Below are 12,638 nucleotides of genomic sequence, written 5' to 3'. Positions count from 1 at the left end.
ATGCAGGAGCCGTCCCACAGCAGTTCAGCGATAGTAAAATCGCCTACGAGGCGGCGTGAACTTCTGACGTTTTTTATTCTGGCGTTCGGCATATGGCCGATCATCGCGGTGGGTGTAGTGGCGAGTTACGGATTTGCCGTCTGGATATGGCAAATCATCTTCGGCCCACCCGGCCCCCTTGGGCATTGAAGGCGATGCGAACGGCGCCGACTACACGACGTTCGTTTCTGTTTGGCACATCGGCCAAGACAACCAACTTAATCTGTCCTCCAGGAACATCTCCACTCAGCCTTGAAGCGTGCACGGGCTGCGGCCTTTGTGTCGAACATTGTCCCACGCGGATCATCGTGTTGATCGATGACCTGCCAGCGCTCGACTTCTCGTCAGGCGAATGTACGTTTTGCGGTGAATGCAGTCTTGTCTGTCCTGAACCGGTCTTCGCTGCGGAGCCGCCGCATCGATTTCCCCATATTGCTGCCGTCACCGATGCCTGCCTTGCGAGGCGGGATATCGCTTGCCAGTCTTGCGGCGAGAGTTGCCCTGAGAGTGCCATCCGGTTTCGCCCGCGCCTCGGCAGCCCATTTTTACCTGAGATCAACGAGGAACTCTGCACGGGCTGCGGTGCGTGCATGCAGGTTTGCCCTGTGGGAGCATTCGAAACAAAGTCATGTGAACGGGACTCCGCCAATGCCTGAAGCACCCTCAAACTATCACATATCCAGTGCAGTGATCGCCACCTTGCCCAGGGCGACAGACCAACTCATCGCCGAACTGGCGAGAATGGAGAATGTCGAGGTTCACGGGCACGGAGGCGGAAAGATCATTCTTGTGATCGAAGGGACCAGCACCGGAATGATGGGTGATTGCCTAGCAAGGATATCGCTTCTCGACGGTGTCATATCCGCAAATATGGTTTTCGAGCATGTCGAAATGGAGAGCGTGGACAAATGACCGAAGGACTGACACGTCGTCACATTCTGAAGGCACATGCGGCCGGCATTGCCGCTGCCACCGCCGGCATCACCCTCCCCGCGGCCGCACAGCAAGTGCCCGGAGGGGTAGAGGCCTTGGAAATCAAATGGTCGAAGGCACCCTGCCGGTTTTGTGGAACCGGCTGCGGCGTGATGGTCGGCGTCAAGGAGGGGCAGGTTGTCGCCACCCACGGAGACATGCAAGCGGAGGTCAACCGTGGACTGAACTGCATCAAGGGCTATTTCCTTTCCAAGATCATGTACGGCGAGGACCGGTTGAAGACACCCCTGCTTCGCAAGAGTGGCGGGGTCTACGCCAAGGACGGCGAATTCGAGCCGGTGAGCTGGGACGAGGCTTTCGACGTGATGGCCCAGCAGGCCAAGCGCGTTTTGAAGGAAAAGGGCCCGACGGCGGTCGGCATGTTCGGCTCCGGCCAGTGGACGATTTTCGAAGGCTATGCCGCGACAAAGCTGATGCGCGCAGGCTTCCGCTCCAACAATCTTGATCCCAACGCTCGCCATTGTATGGCATCCGCCGCCGTCGCATTCATGCGAACGTTTGGCATGGACGAGCCGATGGGCTGCTATGACGACTTCGAAAACGCAGACGCATTCGTGCTTTGGGGCTCAAACATGGCCGAGATGCACCCGATTCTGTGGACCCGCATCGCCGATCGCCGCCTCGGCCACCCGCATGTTCGTGTCGCGGTTCTGTCGACGTTTACTCACCGCAGCATGGACCTCGCCGATATCCCGGTTGTCTTTACGCCCGGGACCGACCTTGTCATCCTGAACTACATTGCAAACCACATTATCCAGACCGGCCGGGTCAACGAAGCGTTCGTCCAGCAACACACCAAATTTGCCCGTGGCGCAACCGACATCGGCTATGGGCTGCGCCCGGACGATCCGGTGGAGGTGAACGCTGCCAATTCCTCCGATCCCGGCAAGACCGAACCGATGGATTTCGAGGCCTTCAAGGAATTCGTCGCCGATTACACGCTGAAGAAAGCCGCCAAGATGACCGGCGTGGAGCCGGAATTCCTCGAACAATTGGCAGAGCTCTACGCTGATCCGAAAACCAAGGTCATGTCGCTCTGGACCATGGGTTTCAACCAGCACGTCCGGGGCGTGTGGGCCAATCAGATGGTCTATAATATCCATCTGCTGACGGGCAAGATTTCTGAACCCGGCAACAGTCCGTTCTCGCTGACTGGCCAACCATCCGCTTGCGGCACGGCACGCGAAGTCGGGACTTTCGCCCACCGTCTGCCCGCCGACATGGTCGTCACCAATCCTGAGCATCGCAAACATACCGAGGAAATTTGGCGGATTCCTCATGGCATCATTCCCGAAAAGCCGGGATATCACGCTGTGCAGCAGGACCGGATGCTAAAGGACGGCAAGCTCAACTTTTACTGGGTGCAATGTAACAATAACGTCCAGGCCGCCCCCAACACCAGCAACGAGACCTATCAGGGCTATCGCAATCCGGAAAATTTCGTTGTCGTCTCAGACGCCTATCCGACAATCACGGCGATGAGCGCGGATCTCATATTGCCCGCGGCAATGTGGGTGGAAAAGGAAGGGGCATACGGCAACGCCGAACGGCGGACACATGTCTGGCATCAACTTGTGCAGGCATCTGGCGAGGCCCGTTCCGACCTCTGGCAGATGATGGAATTCTCCAAGCGGTTCACGACAGCCGATGTCTGGCCAGCCGAGATTCTCGAAACCAACCCCGGCTTTAAAGATAAGACGCTTTTCGATGTCTTGTTCCGCAACGGTGAAGTTGATCGCTTTCCTCTCAGCGAGGTCAATGCGGAGTACGACAATAACGAGGCAAAAGAGTTCGGCTTCTACGTGCAGAAAGGCCTGTTTGAGGAATATGCCGCATTCGGGCGTGGGCATGGTCATGACCTCGCGCCCTATGACGCCTATCACGAGGTCCGCGGGCTCCGTTGGCCCGTTGTGAATGGACAGGAGACAAAGTGGCGCTACCGCGAAGGGTATGACCCTTACGTGAAAGCTGGCGAAGGCGTGAACTTTTATGGTCAAAAGGACGGCAAAGCGATCATTCTTGCCGTACCGTACGAGCCGCCTGCGGAATCCCCCGACAAGGATTTCGATTTCTGGCTGGTGACGGGACGCGTGCTGGAACACTGGCATTCCGGATCGATGACCATGCGGGTACCGGAACTCTACAAGGCGTTTCCAGGCGCGCGCTGTTTCATGAATGCCGACGATGCGCGCAAGCGTGGCATAAATCAGGGCGCGGAAGTCCGCATCGTTTCCAGGCGCGGAGAAATCCGCACCCGCATCGACATCCGGGGCCGCAACAGGATGCCCGCGGGGGTTATCTTTGTCCCCTGGTTCGATGCCAGCCAGTTGATCAACAAAGTCACCCTCGACGCCACAGATCCCATCTCCAAACAGACGGATTTCAAAAAATGCGCGGTCAAGATTCAACTGGTCGTCTGATGCGGCCCGAATGGTTGGCAGTCATAGCCGGGATATTCGTGTTTATCGCGACGGCTGCGATTGCACAGGTTGCAACAAATAGCGTCCCGCAACTCCAGGGACAGACCCCTGCCATGGAGTCCGGAGCCGTCGCCGTCCTGCCCAAGTGGGTGGCGGACGACAAACGCAAGATGCGCGCCTATCCGGACCAGCCGCCGGTCATCCCCCATTCGATCGACGGCTACGAACTCTCGGTCAATGCGAACCGGTGCCTCACCTGCCACAAGCGGGAGTTCACTCAGGACTCCGGCGCGCCGATGATCAGCGTGACGCATTATATGACGCGGGATGGCCAGATGATCGCCGACGTTTCGCCCAGACGTTACTTTTGCACGGCCTGCCACGTCCCGCAGGCGGACGTACAGCCACTGGTACCTAACACCTTCAAAGACATGAGCGAGTTGGGATTCAAGCCGGCAGGAAGCGAGTAAGAAATGATCGCCTGGATCACGAAAATTGCCCAATGGGCACTGAGTATCATGACGACACCCGCCGGAACGCTCGGTCTTGGGTTCCTCACCTTGGGTGGCTTCATCGGCGGTGTCATGTTCTGGGGTGCGTTTAACACCGCTCTTGAAGTGACCAATACCGAGAAGTTCTGTACGGGCTGTCATGAAATGAAGACCAACGTGTATGAGGAACTGACGCGCACCGTCCACTTCTCCAACCGTTCTGGCGTGCGGGCGAGTTGTCCGGATTGTCACGTGCCACACAATTGGACGGACAAGATCGCCCGCAAGATGCAGGCGTCGAAGGAAGTCTGGGGCAAGATTTTCGGCACGATCAACACACGGTCGAAGTTTCTCGAACACCGTCTGGCGCTCGCGCAGAACGAATGGGCGCGGATGAAGGCCAACGACAGCCTCGAATGCCGCAACTGCCATTCATCCGTCGCGATGGACCTGCAGAAGCAGACCCAAAGAGCAGCGGACATCCATACCCAGTATCTGCTTACAGGAAAAGCAACGTGCATCGACTGCCATAAGGGTATCGCTCACGAGCTGCCCAACATGGAAGGTATCGACCCCGGCTGGAAAATGCCAAAGGAACTGGAGGGAAAGAAGATGGCCACAGATACGCCCGTCGAGGAGCTCCGGAAATTTGTGGCAGACGCACATGCCGGCTTGTTTTGAGCTTTTTATCTCCGCCGCTTGAGTATTACGAGAAGTTCGCTCGGAGAGCGTGCCACGGACGCCACAACTCGAATAGTAGACTGAGTGCTTCTAAGAACCGAAACTGTCGATATGAACGGCCAGCATGAAGGCGCGAGGCCGCCCGATCGAATTCCACACAAACATACCTTGTTCTGAGAAATGCGGCCCCGCTTTGCTGGATAACCATGGCGCGGGTTCGAATTTCCCGACCTGTGACGATGCTTCTATCGATTGCGAGATCGAACAGCGCGCGATCTCGCATACGGCCCCTCCCGGTCTCGGAAGAAGAAGGAGGAAGCTATGCTTAGGATCATCGATAAAACGAAGTCATACGCCGCGCGGGATTGGCGCAGAGCACTATTTGGCGACGCTGGAGGAAAGGGAAATTTCCGCTAGCAATTCAGACGCCGCCCAGACACATCGGCTCGCCAGGCGTTAGAAACGATCGGTGGATTGCCATCCCGTTCTATCCACCCACAAACAGCGCCACCAGCACCTCGTTGGTCACCGCAAATAGTCATTCAGATGCCGCGTTGCCTGTTGGCTACCCAGAAACTGCGGCTTGGTGGGCAATGCTAACAAACGCTTGAAATGAATGGCGACCCCTGCAGGTGTATGAGGATCGGCTGAAATCAATGGCTTAAAGAGTGGTGGGACTAAATACCGCCCCTTTGATTTTATTGACATCCCGGCAACAGCAAGTCTTACCTTTCCGGCATGACCGACTACCAGCCGAAATACAAATGGCACCGCACCCAGCTAGACGAGAACGACCCGCCTAGGGATACCGACTGGTGCGGCTTTGACGGTGACGCGCCGATCGGCAGAATCAGGAAAGAACTGCACGGCCCGACGAAGGGGCAATGGCACTGGGCTGGGAAGTTCCCGAAGCCCCACATAGGCACGCCACCGAAGCCTATCGCCGGCTATGCGGCCACGGCGCGACTTGCCACACAGAAGGTCGAGGAATACTGGGAGCTGTCTATGCGGGTGATGACGCCGCGCAACCCCAAAGGCACACAATCATGAGCGACGACAGAATGGTGCACCCAAACTCACCGGTGCATTTCGAACACTGGTGCGGGCATCCGGGATGCAAGCGCTGGGGATCGTTTGGTAAGGATCGCCGAGGCGTCATCGAGTGGCGGTGCAGCGAGCACTTGGCGGCGGACTATTGGGACAGCCGATCGCTGAATTAATGTGCAACGCCGCTTTGGCGGCTCGCCTGTTCTTGGATGGCTTCTGCGAGTGCCGCCCGGCGCCCATCTGGAAGCTTCAAGATGAAGGTATCCATGTCTCGCCCAAAATTCGACCACGCCTTGTCACCCGCTTGACCGCGATCTATCACGCCTGCCGTTTCCAGATCGGTACGATCCATGTTCACCCGGGCAAGCGAAATATGTAGGAGATCCGTTCCAGTGATCATTGCCCTACCCCTTGCTGGCTGAGATTCAGCGTTCCATGGCTCGACTGCCGGGGCGTCATGTCTGGCTCAGCGGCCTCTTCGTCCATGACTGCCTTGTGGTAGCAATCGCCGATATCCTGGGCGATGCCGTCCGCGTCATAAAGATACCCGTCCGTCCCGCCATCTGTCTCGATGATTTCGGCAATGGAGTTCATCATGACGCGACCAAGCTGTTGCAGGGCATCCCTGTGACGATCGGTGCCCCCGTTGGCGAATTCACGATTGGCCTCGTCCAACGCCTGGCGCATGGCCTGAAACGATCCGTCGATATGGAGTTGCGCATTCATTGCATCCCTCCTGCTTGGGACTACTGAAACAGAATCCCCTAACGCAAAACTCGTGGATAGGTTCACCTTACTATAGACAAGGCGCTAAATGCCACAATTGATTCGCGTATTAGCCGGAACAAACGTATCCTCTCTTCGTTGGATCCGCGCTCATCGGGAGAAACAATATGGCCGGACGTGCACTCTGGAAGGGCTTTCTCAAGTTTGCCGAGATCAGTTGCCCAGTAGCGCTCCATAGCGCCGCCTCGACATCAGAGCGCGTCTCCTTCAACACTCTCAACCGAAAAACCGGCAACCGTGTCAAGCGTGAGTATGTCGACATCAACACCTGGAAGGTCGTTGAAAAAGAGGATCAGATCAAAGGCTATGAGGTCGATGATAACCGTTATGTCCTGTTCGAGCCAGAAGAATTGGCTGCTGCGGTCCCCCAGAGCGATAAGACGCTTCGCATTCAATCCTACGTGCCCTTCGGCGAGATCGATGATCTCTACTTCGATAAGCCCTATTACCTCCTGCCCGATCGAATCGGCGAGGAGACGTTCGTTCTGATCCGGGATGCGATGAGAGAATCCAACGTCGGGGCGCTGGCCCAGGCAGTGTTGTTCCGCCGTCTCCGCACGGTTTTGATCCGGGCTCACGGCGATGGGCTCATCGCGACGACCCTCAACTTCGACTACCAGGTGCGTTCGGCAAAGGACGCATTCGCCGATATCCCGGCGCTGAAGATCGAGGGCGAGATGCTCGACCTGGCAAAGCACATCATCAAAACAAAGGCCGGATTATTTGATCCCAAAACATTCGATGATCGCTACGACGCTGCACTGGCCGAGCTGGTGAAGGCAAAGCTGGAAGGCAGGTCGGTTGCGGTGAAGAAACAGGCCAAGGTCGAGCCTTCGACAAACCTCATGGAAGCGCTGCGCATGAGTGCCGGCTTTGGATCGGCGCGGGCATCGAAACCCAGAACAGCGACAGCAAAGCGGGCCGCCCCGGCGTCACGACCGGCTGCTCGCAAGAAGGCAGGCTAAGCCATGGCCGCCGTCAAACCATACTGGAAAGGCTACCTGAAGCTTTCGCTTGTCACCTGCCCCGTGGCCCTCTCCCCCGCCACCAGTGACACCGAGAAGGTGCGCTTTCACACGATGAACCGTGCCACCGGCAACCGTGTTGCCTCGCGGTATGTCGACAGTCTCACCGGCAAGGAGGTCGATCCTGATGATCAGGTGAAGGGATACGAGCGCGGCGAAGGCGACTACATCATTCTGGAAGAAGAGGAACTCGATGCGGTCGCGCTTGAGAGCGTCCGGACGATTGAGATCGAGCTGTTTACGCCGCGCGACTCCGTCGAGTGGATTTGGCTCGAAAAGCCACATTACCTTGTCCCGAACGATAAGGTTGGAGAGGACGCTTTCGCGGTCATCCGTGACGCTATGCGCGCGGAGAACGTCGTCGGGATTTCCCGCCTGGTGTTCGGCCAGCGGGAGCGCGCAGTGATGCTGGAGCCTCGGGATGAGGGCATCGTCCTATGGACATTGCGCTATGGCGACGAGGTGAGACCGCAGGAAGAGTACTTTTCGGGCATCAGGGCAAAGCCCGAAGGTGGCCTTGCGCCGCTGATGAAACAGCTGATCAAGCGGCAGACAAAGAAATGGGCTCCGATCACAGATCCGATCCAAGATCAGTATCTCGAACTCATCGCGGCCAAAAAGAAGGCGATAAAGAAACCCACGAAATCGACGGCAAAAGGATCGCCAGTGGGGGGCAAGGACAACGTCATCGACATCATGGTAGCGCTGAAGAAAAGTCTTGAAGAGAGCAAGCAGCGTAGCCGTTGATGGAACCAACGAGATCGGCACCAGTTCTCCAGCGAAATGGAGGAGCCACGATGATCAACCAGCCCAAGTTCCCAGCATCTCACGAGGACCGCCATCTTCTATGCCAGGAGGAGGTAGACGGGCCGCTCCAAGACATACTCGACCAAGCCACCACGCATGGTTGGGGCACCATCGAGACAATCAGCGCAATGGAAGAAGTCCTGAAAAATATGCGGATCGCCTATGCCGAAGACCCCGATCCGGCCGAAGACCCACCGACCAGGGACAGCGGCGATGCCAATGACTTCGGCGCCTTCCCATCGGCCGATCGGCTCGTAAATGCCTATGTCAGAGAGCGAGGGAAATCATGACGATCTATGCTTGGACGATCGCAAAACCTGGCCGACAGGATATCAAACACGTCTCCGATTTGGCCGAGTTACATGAATATCTCCGCGTCCTTGACCTGCCAGGCGCTGCCCCTCCCGATTGGGTCACTATGGACACAGGTATCGCCGACCACGGCACATACACTTACAACGAAGGCAGCATGGACGAATGGTCGTTGACGTGGACGAAGGTCGATGAGGACACCGAGATTATAGACTGAATTCGCTAGCTCAGCGTGGCCTTAGCGTTCGCGGCAGGTTCAACGTGTGCCGCAACCCATCGACTAAATTGCCAATTGCCGCAGAGTCAGACAATAGTACCGACTCTAGGTAGAGTCCGCGCTCGTGAAGGATCCAAATATTGGCCAACCAGATAACAATCAGTCTTTTGTTTCCCCAGGGTGTTCCCGAGCGAATTGCGGTAGGCACAGCGATAGCAGAAATATCCGCTCCTGAGGGCTCGAACCTCACGTTAAGCCAGAACGCCTGGGTCGACTATAGGGGTATAACTGGTGAGTGGGAGGTGGGTACTTCGGTTTTCCGCATTGACGGCAATCGGATCGTTATTGATGCGGACCTCGACTACGACAGTTATCAGGGCAAGCCCTTCCGTTACGAGCTCTACATCTCAGGTCCCGATGGCGACAGCGCGTCAGTTTCGTTTGGGGTGCAAGACCTCGAGGATATTATCAGGGGCACCGCCAGTAGCGACATTCTGAAAGGCGACCGAGGCCAAGATAAGATTATCGCCAGCAATGGGGATGATCGATTGTATGGCGATGCCGGGAACGACGTCCTTTATGGAGGTTTAGGCCGCGATGTGCTCTCTGGTGGCAAGGGTGAAGATACCTTCATGTTCAAGTATCGAGCAGAGAGCACCGTTAAGAATCCCGATGTCATTACCGCTTGGGACAAACACACGGCGTACTCAAAAGGGGACACCATTGATGTCTCCGGGATCGATGCAAATGTAAAAGTGAGGGGTGACGAGGCGTTTTCCTGGATTAGTTCCAAGGCTTTCACTGGGAAACCGGGACAGTTGCGTTATGAAAAAGCCAATGGAGACACATTCGTATATGGCGATGTGGACGGTGACAGGAAAGCCGATTTCGCCATAAAGATCGACGCCTCTGTCACTCTTTACAAAGACGATTTTCTGCTTTGAGAATATGGCCCCGCGGCTTGTAATTGCGGCCTGTACGAATAAGTCAGAAGCCGTCATTCTGGAGTGGTGGTGCCGCAGTTAGTTGCATATTCCCTGCCGGCTGTCGTCGCCTCAATCTCATCGGCGAGAGGCCCGAGGACTGATATTCGCCCACCGACGGTTACAGCAAGCGTTCGCGTGTTGGGATGTTCCGTCCCAAACGGCGTTTCAAGGATATCCGACCCTTCCACATTCGCCTCCCATACCCATTTTTTCGGCGGTTGATGAAGGTAAGTTGGTCGCCTGGGAGGGCTGAGCACGTTCAACGAAGCTGTTTTGATAGGCTTTAAGCACGCAAAACAGCCCCCGCTGCTACCAGCGGGAGCTTAAATGCTTTCGTGCTCAAATGCACCGAGCGCCCTCCCTCACCCGACGCAACCAAATTGGCACATCTTCACCTCCGCTGCTCGTTTACCTCTTGTTAAGGTTATGCCGTAAGGTAAACAGCGAAGCCGCGCGGACTGGCCGCTGACCTGGACGAAGGTTGACGGCGAGACCAAAGTTATCGACCGAGGACATCCCTACTCCCAATAGCCAAATTGTCCCGTACATGCGTTCATGATGAGATACGCCATTCGAGAGGGAGTAGCGTTATGAAACAGATCACAATTGCATCTGCGGCTATGCTCATGCTTGCTGCAGGCGCTATCGACGCGGACGCCGCTGGGAAGGTGATGAAAGGCCCGCAATTGGAGGCCCTTCTGGCTAATGGCAAGGCAATCACCCTCGGCGGCAAAGGTGAAGGCTACGTTGGGACGCTGGTCCTGGCGAAGGACGGAACCGGCAGTGGATCGGCAAAGACGGACGATGGAAAAACAATAACACTGCGAGGGACGTGGAAGATAAAAGGCGACAAGTTTTGCCGAGCTTGGGAAGCGTTGGATTCCGGGAAAGAGGTTTGCGAAACTTGGCGAGTGAAATCGCCCTCGCAGGCTGAAGTCTTTGTGGGAAAGAAGCGTTCCGGCCTGAATTCCTGGTAGCAGGTGACGGTACGCGATCACGGGATTTTCAGCCAATGCCGGATACCGGAAACGGCCGTCTCGCTCATATAGGCAACGATCCCACCGATTGTCAGCCCAGCGAGAGCGATTAGCCCGCTGATGCCGACACCAAGTGTTTTCATCCGCTTCCATTCTTCCAGCGCCGGGGCGACGATGCCCTGATTCTTCTCCACCGTCTCTTTGAGGGCTTGGATTTCACCCCTCACTTGAGCGTCTATCTGCCCCCTGACTGCAATCGTCGTCTCCATGTGGGCGATCTGTTGCGCCTGGTTGTCGAGCCGCTGGTGGATAACCGAGCGACTTTCATGGGCCATTTGCTTTTCATCTTGGAAATCGGCCCGCAGGCGATCAACGCCTTCCTGAACCTTCCCCAGCGCGAGCATGATGTCATCGTTTGAAGCCATATCTATTTCCGACACCTGGGCTGCGCGTTGCAGGTTCTGTTGTGCCCTGCCACCTGCCGGCCGAACGTTTGATCATTGGCGACGATGAAAGCGCGGGTTTCAGGCGATGGTGTCAGCAGTTCGAAGCCGCTGCCATCAGTCACAGACGCGGTGCTCTGGCACCCAGCGGCCACCCAGCTCACGGCAAAGAGCACTAGAATCAAGAACACGTATTTCGGCATTGGTCTTTCCCCGCTGTTCGATGTTTTTCATGACCTGCTTGAGGATCGCGGATCGCTCGATCTCCCTGCCCTCGTTGACTGCCGCAGGGCGCCATACAGCAATGTTAATGAGATGGAAGAGCAGCAGGCCGAAGATGAGCCCGACGACGCCACCGGCTGCAAGGGAGGCGCGGGAAATCATGTCGCCTTGCTCCGGTTGATCGACCAGCGCCCAGAGAGGAACATGAAGGCCGCGAGGCTTGAGACTGCAAGCAGCGCCACAGCAAAGATAAGCGCGTAGACATTGTTGATGCCAGTGACGATCGGCACAGCCAAGCCGGTAGCGGCCGGAACAAGCACGGTGGTTATTGCCGTGCCGCTCTGGCCGGCGGGCTTGTCATCGGCCTTGGCATCCGCGTTAGTGACATCCACAGGCGGGAGAACTTCCCTCGCCGCTTCGAGGGCATCCATGAAGCTCTTGAAATAGCCTGCGATCAGCTTCGCTTTGTCCAACCGGTTGACGATGCGGCGAGCGCCAACCGGATCGTTTGCGATCTGTCCGAAATGGTCGGAAAGCTTTTCGCCGGTGAACAGGCCCTTGATCATGCCGTCGAACATGATGCGCACCGCCGTCACCAGGTTCATGCCGGGCTGCACATTGAATTTCTGGAAGTTCTTCTTTCCAGTCAGTTGTGGGAGGCCATCGCCACGATAGATCCATCCGTCGTCGGCCCCGGTGTTTCCCATGCGGCCGCCGTAAACCTTGTTGGCCAAGGCGCGTCCGTTGCGAACAAACGGCTGGGCGCTGGCAATGGAGGGAAACCGCGTGGGCCAGGTCTTTTTGATCTGGGCAGCGCTGGTGTAATTCATGTTTTCGCGAAGCGGCTGCATCTTGCCGCCGGTCTCATGAAACGCAGTCGCAAGCATGTAGGCCAGCCACCGATTATCAAGCAGCTTGCGCCTGTCCCATTCGGTTAGGATGGCAGTCATCCCGTCAATTTGTGCCTGTGTCAGGCGGCCACCGAAAGGCGCGCGCCTCGCGTATGCGAAGAACGTTGTTAGGTTCATATCGATGTCCTTTGATTAGACACGGACAAGCCATTGAGCCGAGATGATATCGCGCACTGGGCTCTCCTGTGATGTGGGGGATTGACCTTCTGCCGCGTCGCACCAAGTCTGTGCGAAACTGAGGGGCAGGAAATGACTTACGACTGGGATGGTAGGCGATATCG

General features: G+C 56.7%; 18 protein-coding genes. 13 read left to right on the top strand and 5 right to left on the bottom strand.

The features are described 5' to 3' along the window. The 7 genes from napE (at position 1) to ASC96_RS22665 (ending at position 5,674) form a co-directional block, all read left to right on the top strand. The gene (napE, locus tag ASC96_RS32195) at positions 1–189 is read left to right on the top strand and encodes a periplasmic nitrate reductase, NapE protein (RefSeq protein ID WP_082512222.1); all 189 of its coding nucleotides are present in this window, start codon (positions 1–3) and stop codon (positions 187–189) included. A gap of 5 nt (positions 190–194) precedes the next feature. After that, positions 195–695 (top strand): ferredoxin-type protein NapF, encoded by a 501-nt coding sequence (locus ASC96_RS32190; protein WP_082512243.1) that lies wholly within the window; start codon positions 195–197, stop codon positions 693–695. Next, on the top strand, positions 688–951 hold the full coding sequence (locus ASC96_RS22685; RefSeq protein ID WP_060505353.1) for a chaperone NapD: 264 nt from the start codon (positions 688–690) through the stop codon (positions 949–951). Before ASC96_RS32190 ends, ASC96_RS22685 begins: the two co-directional genes overlap by 8 nt. After that, the gene (napA, locus tag ASC96_RS22680) at positions 948–3,452 is read left to right on the top strand and encodes a periplasmic nitrate reductase subunit alpha (protein WP_060505352.1); all 2,505 of its coding nucleotides are present in this window, start codon (positions 948–950) and stop codon (positions 3,450–3,452) included. Before ASC96_RS22685 ends, napA begins: the two co-directional genes overlap by 4 nt. Further along, complete coding sequence (locus ASC96_RS22675) at positions 3,422–3,922, top strand: nitrate reductase cytochrome c-type subunit (RefSeq protein WP_060505351.1); 501 nt, start codon at positions 3,422–3,424, stop codon at positions 3,920–3,922. Before napA ends, ASC96_RS22675 begins: the two co-directional genes overlap by 31 nt. Positions 3,923–3,925: 3 nt before the next feature. After that, positions 3,926–4,624: a NapC/NirT family cytochrome c gene (locus ASC96_RS22670; RefSeq protein WP_060505350.1), complete on the top strand. Its 699-nt coding sequence runs from the start codon at positions 3,926–3,928 to the stop codon at positions 4,622–4,624. 738 nt (positions 4,625–5,362) lie between these two features. After that, positions 5,363–5,674, top strand: coding sequence for a hypothetical protein (locus tag ASC96_RS22665; protein WP_060505349.1), 312 nt, complete (start codon positions 5,363–5,365; stop codon positions 5,672–5,674). Between the two features lie 166 nt (positions 5,675–5,840). Here ASC96_RS22665 and ASC96_RS22660 read toward each other — a convergent pair whose 3' ends face one another. Next, entirely contained in the window at positions 5,841–6,071 is a 231-nt protein-coding gene (locus ASC96_RS22660) for a hypothetical protein (RefSeq protein ID WP_060505348.1), read from the bottom strand. Next, on the bottom strand, positions 6,068–6,397 hold the full coding sequence (locus tag ASC96_RS22655) for a hypothetical protein (RefSeq protein WP_060505347.1): 330 nt from the start codon (positions 6,395–6,397) through the stop codon (positions 6,068–6,070). Before ASC96_RS22655 ends, ASC96_RS22660 begins: the two co-directional genes overlap by 4 nt. 167 nt (positions 6,398–6,564) lie before the next feature. Between ASC96_RS22655 and ASC96_RS22650 the strand changes: the two genes are divergently transcribed. The 6 genes from ASC96_RS22650 (at position 6,565) to ASC96_RS22625 (ending at position 10,781) form a co-directional block, all read left to right on the top strand. Then, positions 6,565–7,422: a Ku protein gene (locus ASC96_RS22650; RefSeq protein ID WP_060505346.1), complete on the top strand. Its 858-nt coding sequence runs from the start codon at positions 6,565–6,567 to the stop codon at positions 7,420–7,422. A 3-nt stretch (positions 7,423–7,425) separates the two neighbouring features. Further along, the gene (locus ASC96_RS22645; RefSeq protein WP_060505345.1) at positions 7,426–8,229 is read left to right on the top strand and encodes a Ku protein; all 804 of its coding nucleotides are present in this window, start codon (positions 7,426–7,428) and stop codon (positions 8,227–8,229) included. Between the two features lie 50 nt (positions 8,230–8,279). Beyond that, on the top strand, positions 8,280–8,579 hold the full coding sequence (locus tag ASC96_RS22640) for a hypothetical protein (RefSeq protein WP_060505344.1): 300 nt from the start codon (positions 8,280–8,282) through the stop codon (positions 8,577–8,579). Further along, positions 8,576–8,818, top strand: a complete 243-nt coding sequence (locus ASC96_RS22635; RefSeq protein WP_060505343.1) for a hypothetical protein — start codon at positions 8,576–8,578, stop codon at positions 8,816–8,818. Before ASC96_RS22640 ends, ASC96_RS22635 begins: the two co-directional genes overlap by 4 nt. 140 nt (positions 8,819–8,958) lie before the next feature. Continuing rightward, positions 8,959–9,762 carry a hypothetical protein gene (locus ASC96_RS34315; protein WP_060505342.1) on the top strand — a complete coding sequence of 268 codons (804 nt, stop codon included), beginning with the start codon at positions 8,959–8,961 and terminating at the stop codon, positions 9,760–9,762. Between the two features lie 632 nt (positions 9,763–10,394). Next, entirely contained in the window at positions 10,395–10,781 is a 387-nt protein-coding gene (locus tag ASC96_RS22625; RefSeq protein WP_060505341.1) for a hypothetical protein, read from the top strand. A gap of 17 nt (positions 10,782–10,798) precedes the next feature. On the opposite strand, the gene ASC96_RS22620 is transcribed toward ASC96_RS22625, so the two are convergent. The 3 genes from ASC96_RS22620 to ASC96_RS22610 form a co-directional block, all read right to left on the bottom strand. Next, positions 10,799–11,206: a hypothetical protein gene (locus ASC96_RS22620; protein WP_060505340.1), complete on the bottom strand. Its 408-nt coding sequence runs from the start codon at positions 11,204–11,206 to the stop codon at positions 10,799–10,801. Positions 11,207–11,341: 135 nt separating this feature from the next. After that, a complete protein-coding gene (locus tag ASC96_RS22615; protein WP_060505339.1) occupies positions 11,342–11,608 on the bottom strand; it encodes a hypothetical protein in 267 nt (88 codons plus the stop codon). Next, on the bottom strand, positions 11,605–12,474 hold the full coding sequence (locus tag ASC96_RS22610; protein ID WP_060505338.1) for a hypothetical protein: 870 nt from the start codon (positions 12,472–12,474) through the stop codon (positions 11,605–11,607). The genes ASC96_RS22615 and ASC96_RS22610 overlap by 4 nt, the downstream gene beginning before the upstream one ends. Positions 12,475–12,638: the final 164 nt, after the last annotated feature.

The organism is Rhizobium sp. Root1204, assembly GCF_001424965.1.
Lineage (GTDB): Bacteria > Pseudomonadota > Alphaproteobacteria > Rhizobiales > Rhizobiaceae > Pararhizobium.
This window is presented reverse-complemented; position numbering and strand designations above follow the sequence as displayed.